Below are 14,301 nucleotides of genomic sequence, written 5' to 3'. Positions count from 1 at the left end.
AGGGATATTACTGATTTGAAGAGGTTTTTGCAGATGGCTACGTTAACCACCAGTTTAATCGTCATGCGTTGGGAGCTGCTCAGCGCCATCATGATGTTCTTTGCCAGCACCATGAAAATTAAACTGCGTCAGAACAGTCACCACGTGATGGCACTGATGTGCGGCGGTATTGGTGTAGGCATGTCATGCTGGTTTGTCACCGGCCTGCTCGGCATTACCCTGAGCATGGAAAATCTGCACAACTTCATGGAAATCTCCAAAAACGCCTTCGTTGAAGTGATGAGCCAGACGCCTGCTGATTGGCCGATGCCTTAATCGCAGCCAATAAAAAACCCCGCTAAGCGGGGTTTTTTATTTTGCTGTGTGATACTCAAATTTTCTTCAATACGGCTGGAATAGCGACTTCCGGCACCGTCACACCCGGTATCTGCGTACCGCGGCGGTCTTGAATCCACATATCACCCATCATCTGGTTTAATCCACGGTCCAACCCGGTCACCAACCCGGCACCTGGCGTAAACGTCAGCTCGCCAAAGAAAATCCGATCACCATCGATGTACCAGTCCACACGCACATAATCAAAATCGCTCGCCAGGGTTTTACTCAGCGCTAATGCGTGCTGTAACTGCGCCATTTGTGGATTCACATCCAGCCCGGTATCGCGAATTTTGTGGTACGCCTCATTGAGGTTGTTCACATAAAAATTCATCGACAGTAACGGGTTACATCGGTTGTAAATCACCTGCAGCACATATTCAAAGCTGCCGTCACGCTTGTTGAACATGTGAAACTTGTAATCAATCGGCGCGGTTTTGCCATCACCAATGTACTGCTCCACCAGGATACGAGGCTTGATGTAGCGATAGTGAATCTCACGCGCTTCATTGGCAAAGTCGGTCTTCAACCAGCGATGGCAGTCACTGATAATTTTCTGCTTCTTCAGCGCATCCGGCTCTTCCAGCAGGATTTCCACCATATTAGAGCCGTGATTGGGCTTAATCACCGTGTTCTTCCAGCTCGGCAACGTATGCAGCGAGTGCGGGTCGCTGGTCTCATACACCAGTGGGATCAGGTATTCGCTGCCCACTTTCTCGGCGATGTATTCGCGCACCGAATACTTATCCGACAGGCGGCCATAGATTTGGTAATCGCCAAAAACGAATTTCCGGTACAGCACCTTCTCATTAAACACTTTCGGTTGACGCAAATTGGGCAGTTTGCGGAATTTATGAAAGTAATAGATGCGGTCCTGGTAAGCCCAGGGCATCTTCTTGATGAAGTACTGAACACTTCTTCTGAGTTCATCTTTCAACTTGAGCATATCGGACCTCATTTGTAGGTTTTGTAGTTGAGTGAGGAAACTTGAATCTTCTGAATGACGCCGTTATTGAAGAAGTAATTCATTACGGTGAGGGACAGAAGTTCAGAGATGAAGACGCTCCAGGCGGCACCCATGATGCCGTAGCCCTGGATCAGCCACCACGACAGCGGCAGACTGATCACCATCAGGCAGATAATCTTCTTCAGCAGATAGTTAAATCCGCCCTCTTTCACCATGTAGCGATACGCTACGGTCCCCATTGCCGAAAAGCAGGTTGCTAACGACAGTAACGTAATGAGACTCCCTGACTGTGTGTACTCGTGACCATACAAAGCGATGATGATTTGCTCGCCATACAGCGCGATCACCGCTAACAACAACAATGAAACACCCATGACATAGCCGTTCAGCCGCGCAGTGAGCTTGATGGCGGCTGCTCCGCGCTCCCGGAAGATCTCCGAGAAGCAGGAAGTGATGATGGCAACCGGAATGAATATCCAGGACGCCGAAATGGTATTGGCGGCAGCAAACAGGCCGAGATCGCGAGCGGAGGCAATACCCGCCAGAAACATCTGGGCGGCCTTAACCTGCACGGAAATGAAGATGCTGGAAATGGCCAACGGTAAACCGGCGTACAGCAGATAACGCAGGTAGGTATTACGCTTCTCCTGCGGTGGCGCCATGTCCTGATTTTCGCGGTAAAAGTTAGACCGTTTAATGACGTATGGCACCAGCGTGACCAGCACAATCGACAGCGTCAGCCACAAGGGATTGAGATGCAGCCAGGCAATGGTGAAACTCAGGGTAAAGCCCAATAGCAGACCCACCGAGTTAGCCACCGTGTTAAGTCGGGAAGCCAGACGCGCGTTGTTATAGACGCTGAACGTATCCTGCGTCACAAATACGGAGGAGATAAATGAGGCCAGGGCAAATGCGAGGAAATTTTCCTGCATGTTGTACCACACCCAAATCAACACCGGGATGGAGGTCAGCAGCAATAAGACCAACCGCAAGGTGCGCGCCACCGCCATCAACCGCAGGCCTTTCGGCGCGCTCTTGCTGATGCGTTTGAACAGGATGGTTTCGGTACCGAAAATCGCTACGGTCTGCACCATCGAAAACAACGAGGTTGAAAACGCCATCTGACCGAAAATGGTCGGGCCAAATGACTTAGCCACGTAGGAGGTCACAAATATGACGCCGAATACCGAGACGATCTTCTCAGACATCATCCAGGCGGCATTAGACATTACGCTCAATTTCATCGACTGATCCTTAGTATTACTTACAGCAACTGCCTTTCGCTAAAACGTCCTTGAAATGAATTAACAAGCGCTCAGTGGGCCTGACTGAAATTAATAACTTCAAACCAAACTGGTCCGAAAAATGAGACTCCCGTCAGGATTCTTTGAATGAATTCAGGAAAATTCCGATTAAATCTGGTGCGAAACTCTGCGGATGTAAACGATTTCAGCCTAAATTCGAAGCAAAGGTTTACTGGCACACCCTGTGATTTTCATAAACAGGTTATGCCGTATTTCCAATGATTGTAGTATTTTTCTGCATTTGGGATGAAATGAATCTATATCAAAAACCCAAAGCCAGGAAGGCGTTCAATGGCATTCAGAATAAAATAAGATTTATCCCATGATGATATTTATTCCAAATAACTTAATTTAGACCTCGCAATTCTAATCGCGCACTTTAATACTGCATTAATACTCTTTTTGCAGTACCAGATATTAATACAGTAATTCTCATCCATTAATTGATAAGAAAGGTAAGAGCATTTATGAGAAAGTCACGATATAGCGAAGAGCAAATCACAAATGCCATTAAAGCTTCTGAAACGGGAGTGAAAGTCAGGGAGATTTGTGAAGAGCTTGGCATTTCCGAGGCCACCTTCTATAGCTGGAAGAAAAAGTTTTCTGGGCTTTCTTCAGAAGAAGGTAGAAAAATCAAAGAGTTGGAGGATAAACTACAAAACCTTACCCGTGAATTGCAGTCACTGAGTTCCGACAAAGAGATGCTGCAAAGCGTGCTGAAAAACTTCTTCACTACAAATGAGAAGCGGCAAGCTGTTAACTTCCTGCAAACCACCTTCGACATTGGAACGCGTCGTAGCTGCCGCTTGCTGGATATTAGCCGCAGTGTTTACCACTATCCTTCAGGCTCCGATAATCGCTAACACCATTAAGACCGTTGTTATTTGACTTAATGCTGAGATTTGTTCTTACCAGAAGAGATGAAGATCATTTAATTCGGCGTTCGTAACATAACAATTCGCACCATTTTTTCCTGATGAATATCATCGCGGATTTGCTTCCTTTTTTGCGGTAAAATTGATTCACATCAGCAAAAGTCTCGCTATTCAAGCCTTTCATACGCAGCCCAATCTCATTACGGTGAGATTGGCGCTTCGTTTTATTACTTAATTGATATTAATGATCAGGACTGAATACAGATAAATCTGTTAAGCAATCATGAACAACGACATGTAATCGCTCTCACTGTGACTCTTATTTTTATTGGACCTATCACTTTAGGTGACGATCACGGATTGCCATCTGGCCATGGCGATACGTTGATCACTGCACCAGGATTACTCCTGATTAGAAACGTTATCACGCCTAAACAATAACAGTAAAAAATGGCGACTTATGGGAAATATCGCCAGGTAATTCATCGCTGTGTTTAATCATTTTTTTATGCAGATTCAGCGGATGTTTCTCAACACCGGAGCAGCATCTTGAGAAAATCGTGGCTTGAAGCGGTGATTTTCAGTGCCAAATCGCAATAAAAATGCAGATAGAACACCTGTTTAACCCTCCCGGCGCCGGTTTTTTTACCCTTCCCGGCGGGTTATCAACCCCTTTCCACCCGCTTGAGTGACCGGAGTCCCCCCAAAATGCAACATGGGTTATGACAAAGTGGGGTAAAAACAGGCAAGGATAAGCGAGGGAAAGTTATATCGCGGTGGTGTCTGAAGATAAAAATGGCGAAGAGGAGCGCAAGAGAGAGGCGGCAAATTCCTAAAAACACTGAAGAAAGGGCTGCTGAGCCCTTCTACTCAGCAGCCAGAAATTCATGTTAAAGCGCGCTGACTTCCGGCTGCGGTTTAATACGCATGGCGTAGATCACGCCGACGATGAGACAGCCAATCCCGATCCCAGTGAGCAGCGGCGGCCAGCTCTGTCGCCAGAGAAAGGTCCACAGCAGACCAGCGAGCGTTTCGAACACAATCAGCGGCCCCATGATGACCGTTGGCACACGCTGGCTAGCCGCATTCCAGCATAGCGTGCCTAACCATGAACATATCAGCCCAATCGCCAGCATGATGAGGAGAAAACGCGTGGGCTGCGGGCCAAATGGCAGAGCGAACTCAGGCTGCTGCCAGTAAAGCTGACCGCAGACTAATAAATAGAACACCAACGCCAGCGGTAAGGTCACCAACCCTTGTGCCGTCGCCCAGCTACCGGCTTTATGCTGTGGATGCGCGCGCAGCCAAATGCCATTACGCAGCGGATACCAGGTCCAGCAGGCGACCGCTAAAATCGCCAGTAATAGCCCTGTCAGGTAGCGCGACCAGTCAAAATCCGGCCCCTGCATCTGCATCTCCGCAGCATTCACGCAGCCCAGGCCAGCAGCAATAATCAGTAGCGCCGGAAAGAGTTTACGCCAGGAAAGTCGCCCTTCAAGATGGCCGTAGCAGAGGTTGGCCGTCACGGTGATGACCACCGGCAAGGTGCCAATGATCATGGTCGAGATCGGCGCACCGGTGCGCTGGATAGCACTGGCAAGGCAGGCGTAATAGAGCAGATTACCGACCAGCGACAATTTCAGCGCTTCCAGCCAATCTTTACGTGCCAGCTGTTTCAGACGGCGGCGATCCAGCCATGCCAGCGGTAATACCACCAGCCCAAAAGCCACGTAGCGCCCGGCCGATTGTAAGGTACCCGGATAGTCAGGTATCAGCAGCGGTCCCACAAAAATGAGCCCCCACATCAATCCTGCGGCAAGTGCAAACACGATTCCTGCAAACATTCTCTTTTCCTTTATCACTTTTCCGTCGCAGTGTGGCGTAACCGGATAATAAAGGCTTGTAGCAGATTGCGGTTAACGTGAGGGGAAAACTTGCTTCTGATAACGTCCTGGCGTGATGCCATAGCGATGGGCAAAAGTGCGCGTGAGGTGCGCCTGATCGGTCAATCCAACGGCGGCCGCCACCGAAGCCGCGCTTTCCCCCATCCCCAAACGTTGCTTGGCATCGAACAGACGAAAGGCCATCAGCATCTGATGTGGCGTGACATGAAAGTGGTGTTTAAAACTGCGGAGAAAATGCCACGGCGACAACGACGCCAGGGCAGCCAGCTCATCAAGACGAATCGGCTCCGCCAGGTTTTCACGCAGATAGGTTTTTACCGCATCAAAGCGATGGGCACCCTCTTCGGGTCGGGATTTTCCCTGATGAGCCAGCGGGCGTAATAGCTCCAGTAGTTCCAGCAACAGACTCTCGCGTTCCAGCGCGCTGGTGGCCTGCCACATCTGCGCCAGTCGCAGGGAAAACGGCTGTGCCAGACGGGCGTCTGTACGCAGCGCTTCACTAAACCACCAGTGACGATCGCCAGTAAGCCGTTCCATCTCCTGCGGATCAATATAGATCATGCGATAACGCCAGCCCTCATCACAGGCCGATTCCCCGGTGTGCAATTCATCAGGGTTCATCATCACCAGTGAATGCTGCGGTGCCGTATAGTGCGTGCCACGGTAGCGAAAACGCTGTGCACCCGATTCAATGGTGCCGATACCGAAGGCTTCATGGGTATGCGGCTCAAAGGCGTAACGCGAGATGTGCGCCTGATACAGCTCGATACCCGGCAGTTCAGCAAAATGCTGGAACTGCGCTTGATCGCACTTATCAGGAAAGATTTCCGGAACCACCTTCACATCACACCTCCTAAAAACGTGCTAATTAGCATGCGCGGCGGCGAGCTGAAATGCAAAACAGATTTGCTTTACCTGCATGCGTAACAATCGCAATACTGTCATCCACTATATAAAGGAGGCGATGATGGCTAATCGGGTGGTAGTGGTAGTGGATATGCAAAATGGCGTGCTGGCTTCACCACGTTTTGATCGTGACGGACGTTGTCAGCGCATCAATCAACTGACGGCAGCGGCCGATCAGGTGATTTTTATCCAGCACGTTGAGCCAGGCCTCGAAGTGAACAGCGAAGGCTGGCAGATCGTGCCGGAATTGGATCAGCCAGCCAACGCGATCTACGTTAACAAGACCGCTTGCGACAGTTTCTGGCAAACCGACCTGGCGGCTCAGCTTGATCAACATGGAATTGAGAGCTTTGTAATTTGCGGTTGTGCGACCGATTACTGTGTCGATACCACCATCAAGGTGGGTGCCAGCCTGGGCTATCACATCACCGTTGCCGCCGATGCGCATACCACAGCCGATCGGACTTACGTTTCCGCACAGCAGCAGATCAATCAGCATAATGAAGTCTGGGCGGATTTGATTATGCCGGGCAACCCGGTGTTAGTGCGTGATACTGAGGTGCTTTTGCGGGAGTGGCGGCCGCATTAGAAGCGATGAAGCCGGACGGGTTTGTCCGGCTTCATGATGGAAGACGCACAGCAGCTACATTTTCCGCTTCCATTGATAACAGTTTGTTCCTGTCGGCTGTTCAATCAGCCCCTCATGCACCGCGCGCTGCAACCATTCAGTCAGCTGAATCTGATGCAGGCCCGTCCGCGAGCCCAGATCCTCGATCGTAACAGGATGGGCGGCCAGTGCCGGCAATTGCGCCTGAAAAATTTGATAAAAATCGGATGAATGCCAGATTCCTTCTGGTTCCTGAGCCACATTAACCACAGCGGTCATGTCGGGCATCTTGTACCCTGCGCGGCTCAATAAATCCTCCTGCTGATGGGGCTGATGACGGGAAGGCGACATCCATTGCGCAACATCAATGTCATCGGGGTGAGCAGCGCACCATTGCCCCCCCTGTTTAACCAGTTCAGCGTTGCTGGCCCGTACATCGTCGGTAGGCTTAACCCACAACGGCACCCACTTCTTGCGCAGATTCTCTTCCGCACCGACCAGCGTCCCGCCCTTGTGACCCGCGTGCACCACCAGCGCACTCCTCGCCAGGCAATAAACGTATCGATTGCGCGCCATTGCATTACCCACAGTAAAGCCCGCTTCAGGATAGAACGGTGAAAGCAGCAGTAATTTACCCGCCATTAACCCCTTTCGCCATTTGGCGCTGGTCGCAGCGGTCAGCAGACTATCACTGAGGACACCCACGACGGTTCCGTTGTGTTGCAATGCGCCCAGCATAGCGGCTTCATCGATGCCTCGCGCGCCACCTGAAATCAGATTTACCCCCGCAGAGGCCACTTTTCCCGCAACCTGACGACTGAACGCTAAATCCAGCTCGCTGGCATTCCTCGATCCTACCACCGCAAGACCGGGTTGATTTAACAGAGCGATATCACCACAGCCGAACAGGACCGCTGGCGCGTTGGTGCGCAATTGTTGCTTAAGCAGCCTTGGGTAATCAGCATCAGAACGCGTTAGCACCCAAAGCCCCGCGCGCTGCCAACGTTCAATCGCTAACGCCAGGCTGTGCCCACGACTGAGTAGCGTTTTAATTCGCTCGCGTGTGATATGGGGTTCTACCCAGGTGGCTAACATGACATCAGCACCAGAGCTGAGCAGATCGGCGGGTGAAGCGGATTGCTGTTTTAACCACAGGGCAAATCGGCCCCATTCCGCATTACTTAGTGGCTTCACCTCATCCTCGCTCCGGCGCGAGAAGTCACTGGTTAACAACAGTGTTGCTTGTGCAACAGGAGATAAATTCATGACTCTTTCACCGTTGAGGTTGCCAGCGCCAGTGGGTAGACAATGCCGCTACCCGCCTGCTGAAGCAGAGCGGCAGCCACTGCCATTGTCCAACCTGAATCGACAATATCGTCTACCAGTAACACAGCCGTGGCAGGCAGATTAGCGCAGGTGGAAAACGCGCCATCCAGATTACGACATTGATGGAAGCGATTATTCTGCAGACGTTGTCGAGGGTTATCTTTCACTTTCTGAAGTGCATCTATAAAGGGTAAGTCGAGTCGCAGTGCCAATCGGCGGGCAAAATCCGCCACCAGTTGAGGTTGGCGCAACGACGGTACGCAACAAACCCACTTTGGCGCAGGCACTGGCTGCCAGCGCTGTTCAATCAATTCAGCCAGAGCAGAAACAAGTTCATCGCTGAAATGGCCTGCGGCTTTCTCGGCGACTACGCGAGATCCCCACCCGGCATCTCCCCAGCGCGAAAGCACCCGACCTTCCTGCGCACGCAGGGTAGCAGGTAAATTACCGCGAAAACCGTATTCTTCAAATGCCTGAGCAGCCACCTGAATTTTGGGCGAAAGCACCGTTTCGGCGCGCTGTAGAAAAGTCGCAGCCTGATGAGCCAACATTGCATCCACCTTCGGGTCAATCAAGGGCCGGCCGAGGCAATATGCACATTTGCCACAGGATATCGGGTCGGCATCATCCAGCGATAATCGCAAAAACGTCATCAGGCAACCGCGCTGTGAGATATAAGCCTGCACTTCCTGCCACTCTTGTTCGCGCTGCTGCGTAAGATGCACGATACGTTTGCGATCCAACTGATAGAAAACCGGCGTTCTCCGCCACTGGCTTTTTACTTTAATCACCGGGGCAGGATTTTCAACGCTCAGTAATTTCAGTACTTTTTCAATTTGCCCCTGACGCAGATTGGTTTGCTGCTCGATATCGCGAATCGACAAACCATCGCTCTCCTCCAGCACCTGCAAAATATCATGCACCTGTGCTTCTGCCGGAAAAGCTGACTGCCGGAAGAACTGATGAATATCACGATCTTCCCCCCCAGACATCAGCACGCCAACCGCATGATCGATGCCACGACCCGCGCGTCCTACCTGTTGGTAGTAAGCGACAATCGAAGCAGGCGCCTGATAGTGCAGCACAAAACTCAAATCAGGTTTGTCATATCCCATTCCCAGTGCGGTGGTCGCCACCAGGACTTTCAATTGGTTAGTCAGCAGCAAGTTCTCAAGATGTTGACGATAGTCATTGCTGCTGTCGAAACCCGCATCCTCAACGCTGCCATGATAGGCGCGCGCATCAATGTGTTGCGTGCGTAACCAGGCCGCTACCTGTTCGGCATCACGAACGGTAAGCGTGTAGACGATCCCGGTTCCCTCAAGAGTCGGAATGACTTGCGCCAGCCAGGCAAGACGTGACGCCTGATTCGGTAGAATGAGTGTTTGTAGCGCCAGACTCTTACGGATCAGCTCACCGCGTTGAATCACTATGTCGCCCATCTGTTGCTGTATATCTGCAACAACACGATTATTGGCAGTAGCGGTGGTGCCAAGCACCGGCGTGTTTGCGGGTAATTGCCTTAGAATGCTGACGATACGGCGATAATCGGGACGGAAATCGTGCCCCCAATCGGAGATACAGTGCGCTTCGTCAATCACCATGAGCGCGATGCGGTTGGCAATCGGCTGTAGTACGGTTTCGATAAATTGATCATTGGCGAGACGTTCTGGAGAGATGAGTAAACAATCGACCTGATTATCCAGCACGCGCTGTGTCACCGACTGCCAGTCACTACTGTTCGAAGAATTGAGGGTTTCAGCCACAATGCCTAATCGACGGGCAGACTCAATTTGGTTACGCATCAGCGCCAGTAGCGGTGAAACGATAATGGTTGGGCCCATACCGCGATCGCGAAAAATTTTGGCGCTGATGAAATAGACGGAGCTTTTACCCCAGCCAGTCCGCTGCACCACCAATAATTTCTGCTGTTTATTCACTAGTGCATCTATCGCTTCCAACTGCCCACGACGAAACTGGGCATGATCATTTGCCAGTGCGACTTTTAATAATGCTTCTGCCTGTTGCTGTTTCATTATCACTCCTTGATGGGAAATGCGTCCCTTCTTTTGATTGAGAAACCTGAGAGTCAGATACAAAAAAGCCCCGTAAAACGAGGCCTTAGCGTGTAATTATGCGTGCGCGTTGTCTTAGAACGGGATGTCGTCGTCAAAGTCCATTGGCGGTTCGTTGTTCGCCGGTGCGCTCTGCTGCTGCGGACGCTGTTGTGCGCCGCCGCTGAACTGGTTGCCGCCCTGAGGCTGCTGCTGAGGTTGCTGTGGCTGGCCCCAGCCGTTGTTATTGCCGCCGCCCTGGCCGCCCATCGGTGCGCCACCTGCGTTCGCGCCCTGCTGACGTCCACCGAGCATCTGCATGGTGCCGCCAACGTTAACAACCACTTCGGTGGTGTATTTTTCCTGGCCGCTTTGATCCTGCCATTTACGGGTACGCAGCTGGCCTTCGATGTAAACCTGAGAGCCTTTACGCAGGTATTCACCCGCCACTTCAGCCAGTTTGCCGAACAGCACAACACGGTGCCATTCAGTAATCTCTTTGTTTTCACCGGTTTGCTTGTCGCGCCAGCTTTCCGACGTGGCCAGCGTAATGTTGGCTACCGCGCCACCATTTGGCATGTAGCGCACTTCCGGATCCTGACCCAGATTCCCGACAAGAATCACTTTGTTTACGCCACGACTGGCCATGTTGCTGTCTCCCGATGAGTTGATGCTAAAAGTCTAAGCCAAAAATTGTATCACGTCACAATGACGGTGCCCACTTCAGAGCAGGCTCGCAATTTTTATTTGGCACACAGAATAGCAAAAGCACTGGATATTTATTCAGTTTATTTTTTGTGCCATACTAACGCGTTTCTGCTGGTCGTGCTGGCAAGGCATGGCGAGTGTTGTTCAATCCGGGAAAGGTGAATGGATAAGATCGAAGTCCGCGGTGCTCGCACCCATAATTTGAAGAATATCAACCTGATCATCCCTCGCGATAAGCTGATTGTGGTCACCGGTCTGTCGGGTTCCGGTAAGTCTTCGCTGGCGTTTGATACGTTGTATGCCGAAGGGCAGCGTCGCTATGTTGAATCGCTCTCGGCCTATGCGCGCCAGTTTCTTTCATTAATGGAGAAACCGGACGTGGACCATATTGAAGGTCTCTCGCCCGCCATTTCTATTGAGCAGAAATCCACATCGCATAACCCGCGCTCGACGGTCGGTACGATTACTGAAATCCATGACTATCTGCGTCTGCTGTTTGCCCGTGTGGGTGAACCACGCTGCCCGGATCACGATGTTCCGCTGGCGGCACAGACCGTGAGCCAGATGGTGGATCAGGTGATGGCGCAGGAAGAAGGCCGTCGTCTGATGCTGCTGGCACCCGTGGTGAAAGATCGCAAAGGCGAGCACACCAAAACACTGGAAAACCTTGCGGCGCAAGGATACATCCGCGCCCGTATTGATGGCGAAGTCTGTGATCTGTCAGATCCCCCCAAGCTGGAACTGCAGAAAAAGCACACCATTGAAGTCGTCGTGGACCGCTTCCGCGTGCGCGATGACCTGGCGACGCGCTTAGCAGAATCCTTTGAAACCACGTTGGCGCTGAGTGGCGGTACCGCCATCGTCGCCGATATGGATGACAGCGAGGCCGAAGAGCTGTTGTTCTCCGCCAACTTTGCCTGCCCGATTTGTGGCTACAGCATGAGTGAGCTGGAACCGCGCCTGTTCTCGTTCAACAACCCGGCCGGTGCCTGCCCAACCTGCGATGGTCTGGGCGTGCAGCAGTATTTCGATCCCGATCGCGTGGTGCAAAACCCTGAGCTATCACTGGCGGGCGGTGCGATTCGTGGTTGGGATCGCCGCAACTTCTATTACTTCCAGATGTTGCGTTCGCTGGCAGAGCATCTGGATTTCGATGTCGAAGCGCCGTTTAACAGCCTGAGCGACAAAGCGCGCGAAGTGATTCTGTACGGTTCCGGCAAAGAGAATATCGAATTCAAATACATCAACGATCGCGGTGACACTTCGGTGCGTCGCCATCCATTTGAAGGTGTGCTGCACAACATGGAACGCCGTTATAAAGAGACGGAATCCAATGCGGTGCGTGAAGAGCTGGCGAAATTCATCAGTAATCGCTCCTGCAACAGCTGCGAAGGGACACGCCTGCGCCGTGAAGCACGCCATGTATTTGTTGAGAATACCAACCTGCCGACCATCTCTGAGATGAGCATCGGCCATGCCACCGACTTTTTCCGCAATCTGAAACTGAGCGGACAGCGCGCGCAGATCGCCGAAAAAATCCTGAAAGAGATCGGCGATCGTCTGAGCTTCCTGGTTAACGTCGGGTTGAATTATCTGTCGATGTCGCGTTCCGCAGAAACGCTCTCTGGCGGAGAAGCGCAGCGTATTCGTCTGGCAAGCCAGATCGGTGCGGGTCTGGTGGGCGTGATGTATGTGCTTGATGAGCCCTCAATTGGCCTGCATCAGCGCGATAACGAACGTCTGCTGGGCACCTTGATTCACCTGCGCGACCTCGGCAACACCGTGATTGTGGTCGAGCACGATGAAGATGCGATTCGCGCCGCTGACCACGTGATTGATATCGGTCCTGGCGCAGGCGTGCACGGTGGCCAGGTCGTGGCTGAGGGTGATGTGAATGCCATTATGGCTAACGAAGCTTCGCTGACCGGGCAATACCTGAGCGGCAAACGCGAAATTGCCATTCCGCAACAGCGCGTGAAGGGCGACCCGGCGAAAGTGCTGAAACTCACCGGCGCACGCGGTAACAACCTGAAGGATGTCACGCTGACGATTCCGGTTGGCCTGTTCACCTGTATCACTGGCGTTTCGGGTTCCGGTAAGTCTACGTTAATCAACGACACGCTGTTCCCGATTGCACAGCGGCAGTTGAACGGGGCGACCACCACGGAGGTAGCTCCCTATCGCGAGATCGCGGGTCTGGAGCATTTCGATAAAGTCATCGATATCGACCAGAGCCCCATCGGCCGCACGCCACGCTCGAACCCGGCCACTTACACCGGTATTTTCACCCCGGTGCGTGAACTGTTTGCCGGTGTACCTGAAGCACGTTCCCGTGGCTACAATCCAGGGCGCTTCAGCTTTAACGTGCGCGGTGGACGCTGCGAAGCCTGCCAGGGTGACGGCGTAATTAAAGTCGAAATGCACTTCCTGCCGGATGTGTATGTGCCTTGCGATCAATGCAAAGGCAAACGCTATAACCGTGAAACGCTGGAGATTAAATACAAAGGCAAAGGGATTCACGAAGTGCTGGATATGACCATCGAAGAAGCACGTGAGTTCTTTGATGCCGTACCTGCGCTGGCGCGTAAATTGCAAACGCTGATCGACGTGGGGCTGTCTTATATTCGCCTCGGTCAGTCTGCAACCACGCTGTCAGGCGGTGAAGCGCAGCGTGTAAAACTGGCGCGCGAGCTGTCGAAACGTGGCACCGGGCAAACACTCTATATCCTTGATGAGCCAACCACGGGTCTGCACTTTGCTGATATTCAGCAGTTGCTGGAAGTGCTGCATCAGTTGCGCGATCAGGGCAATACCATCGTGGTGATTGAGCATAACCTCGACGTGATCAAAACGGCTGACTGGATTGTCGATTTGGGTCCGGAAGGCGGCAGCGGCGGCGGCGAAATCCTGATTTCAGGCACGCCAGAAACCGTGGCAGAGTGTGAAAAATCCCACACTGCCCGCTTCCTCAAGCCGATGCTGAAGAAGAAGTAAAATTGAAGGCCCGCACTGCGGGCCTTCTCATTTCTTTCAGTGCGCAGGCGCGACTCACGCGAGTTTAACAGCTTAATATTGCAGCTATTCGAGCCTGTTATATGGCTGTCAGATTCCGCAGAAAAATGCAGAAACAGGCAAGAATCAGACAACTTCAGGCATATACGCATCTCATCTCGCTGACTATCCTTACACAGTTCCTTTTTGGCGTAGCTCGTTACGCCTTTGTCCCTTCAGATCGCTGAACGGGATCCCGCAATACACTCACGACACACCCGATT

General features: G+C 52.1%; 11 protein-coding genes. 4 read left to right on the top strand and 7 right to left on the bottom strand.

From position 1 onward, the window contains the following. The first annotated feature begins 33 nt into the window (after positions 1 to 33). The gene (locus VI01_RS15180) at positions 34 to 315 is read left to right on the top strand and encodes a YjcB family protein (RefSeq protein ID WP_034826901.1); all 282 of its coding nucleotides are present in this window, start codon (positions 34 to 36) and stop codon (positions 313 to 315) included. A gap of 55 nt (positions 316 to 370) precedes the next feature. Here VI01_RS15180 and VI01_RS15175 read toward each other — a convergent pair whose 3' ends face one another. Next, positions 371 to 1,321, bottom strand: a complete 951-nt coding sequence (locus tag VI01_RS15175; protein WP_045815799.1) for an ATP-grasp fold amidoligase family protein — start codon at positions 1,319 to 1,321, stop codon at positions 371 to 373. Positions 1,322 to 1,329: 8 nt separating this feature from the next. Beyond that, the gene (locus VI01_RS15170; RefSeq protein WP_045815798.1) at positions 1,330 to 2,586 is read right to left on the bottom strand and encodes a polysaccharide biosynthesis C-terminal domain-containing protein; all 1,257 of its coding nucleotides are present in this window, start codon (positions 2,584 to 2,586) and stop codon (positions 1,330 to 1,332) included. Between the two features lie 527 nt (positions 2,587 to 3,113). Here VI01_RS15170 and VI01_RS15165 point away from each other — a divergent pair. Next, positions 3,114 to 3,509, top strand: a complete 396-nt coding sequence (locus VI01_RS15165; protein ID WP_038643615.1) for a transposase — start codon at positions 3,114 to 3,116, stop codon at positions 3,507 to 3,509. A 902-nt stretch (positions 3,510 to 4,411) separates the two neighbouring features. On the opposite strand, the gene VI01_RS15160 is transcribed toward VI01_RS15165, so the two are convergent. Both VI01_RS15160 and VI01_RS15155 read right to left on the bottom strand, forming a co-directional pair. After that, a complete protein-coding gene (locus VI01_RS15160) occupies positions 4,412 to 5,365 on the bottom strand; it encodes a DMT family transporter (RefSeq protein WP_038643617.1) in 954 nt (317 codons plus the stop codon). A gap of 72 nt (positions 5,366 to 5,437) precedes the next feature. After that, complete coding sequence (locus VI01_RS15155) at positions 5,438 to 6,268, bottom strand: AraC family transcriptional regulator (RefSeq protein WP_045815797.1); 831 nt, start codon at positions 6,266 to 6,268, stop codon at positions 5,438 to 5,440. Positions 6,269 to 6,392: 124 nt separating this feature from the next. Here VI01_RS15155 and VI01_RS15150 point away from each other — a divergent pair, with 124 nt between their 5' ends. Beyond that, a complete protein-coding gene (locus VI01_RS15150; RefSeq protein ID WP_045815796.1) occupies positions 6,393 to 6,920 on the top strand; it encodes an isochorismatase family protein in 528 nt (175 codons plus the stop codon). A gap of 54 nt (positions 6,921 to 6,974) precedes the next feature. Here VI01_RS15150 and VI01_RS15145 read toward each other — a convergent pair whose 3' ends face one another. From VI01_RS15145 to ssb1, 3 genes are all read right to left on the bottom strand, one after another. Continuing rightward, positions 6,975 to 8,204, bottom strand: coding sequence for a DNA-processing protein DprA (locus VI01_RS15145; protein WP_045815795.1), 1,230 nt, complete (start codon positions 8,202 to 8,204; stop codon positions 6,975 to 6,977). Then, positions 8,201 to 10,300 (bottom strand): RecQ family ATP-dependent DNA helicase, encoded by a 2,100-nt coding sequence (locus tag VI01_RS15140; RefSeq protein ID WP_045815794.1) that lies wholly within the window; start codon positions 10,298 to 10,300, stop codon positions 8,201 to 8,203. The genes VI01_RS15145 and VI01_RS15140 overlap by 4 nt, the downstream gene beginning before the upstream one ends. A 114-nt stretch (positions 10,301 to 10,414) precedes the next feature. Continuing rightward, complete coding sequence (gene ssb1 / locus VI01_RS15135) at positions 10,415 to 10,966, bottom strand: single-stranded DNA-binding protein SSB1 (protein WP_034826920.1); 552 nt, start codon at positions 10,964 to 10,966, stop codon at positions 10,415 to 10,417. A gap of 222 nt (positions 10,967 to 11,188) precedes the next feature. Here ssb1 and uvrA point away from each other — a divergent pair, with 222 nt between their 5' ends. Beyond that, positions 11,189 to 14,020, top strand: coding sequence for an excinuclease ABC subunit UvrA (gene uvrA / locus VI01_RS15130; RefSeq protein WP_045815793.1), 2,832 nt, complete (start codon positions 11,189 to 11,191; stop codon positions 14,018 to 14,020). Positions 14,021 to 14,301: the final 281 nt, after the last annotated feature.

Source organism: Pantoea sp. SM3, assembly GCF_000963995.1.
Classification (GTDB): Bacteria; Pseudomonadota; Gammaproteobacteria; order Enterobacterales; family Enterobacteriaceae; genus Pantoea; species Pantoea rwandensis_B.
The sequence above is the reverse complement of the archived record's forward strand: the minus strand, read 5'-3'. Positions and strand labels throughout refer to the sequence as shown.

Coding starts and splice junctions, on each gene's coding strand:
- VI01_RS15175 (WP_045815799.1), bottom strand. CDS start 1,321: ATGCTCAAGTTGAAAGATGAACTCAGAAGAAGTGTTCAGTACTTCATC.
- VI01_RS15150 (WP_045815796.1), top strand. CDS start 6,393: ATGGCTAATCGGGTGGTAGTGGTAGTGGATATGCAAAATGGCGTGCTG.
- VI01_RS15140 (WP_045815794.1), bottom strand. CDS start 10,300: ATGAAACAGCAACAGGCAGAAGCATTATTAAAAGTCGCACTGGCAAAT.
- ssb1 (WP_034826920.1), bottom strand. CDS start 10,966: ATGGCCAGTCGTGGCGTAAACAAAGTGATTCTTGTCGGGAATCTGGGT.
- VI01_RS15180 (WP_034826901.1), top strand. CDS start 34: ATGGCTACGTTAACCACCAGTTTAATCGTCATGCGTTGGGAGCTGCTC.
- VI01_RS15170 (WP_045815798.1), bottom strand. CDS start 2,586: ATGAAATTGAGCGTAATGTCTAATGCCGCCTGGATGATGTCTGAGAAG.
- VI01_RS15145 (WP_045815795.1), bottom strand. CDS start 8,204: ATGAATTTATCTCCTGTTGCACAAGCAACACTGTTGTTAACCAGTGAC.
- uvrA (WP_045815793.1), top strand. CDS start 11,189: ATGGATAAGATCGAAGTCCGCGGTGCTCGCACCCATAATTTGAAGAAT.
- VI01_RS15160 (WP_038643617.1), bottom strand. CDS start 5,365: ATGTTTGCAGGAATCGTGTTTGCACTTGCCGCAGGATTGATGTGGGGG.
- VI01_RS15165 (WP_038643615.1), top strand. CDS start 3,114: ATGAGAAAGTCACGATATAGCGAAGAGCAAATCACAAATGCCATTAAA.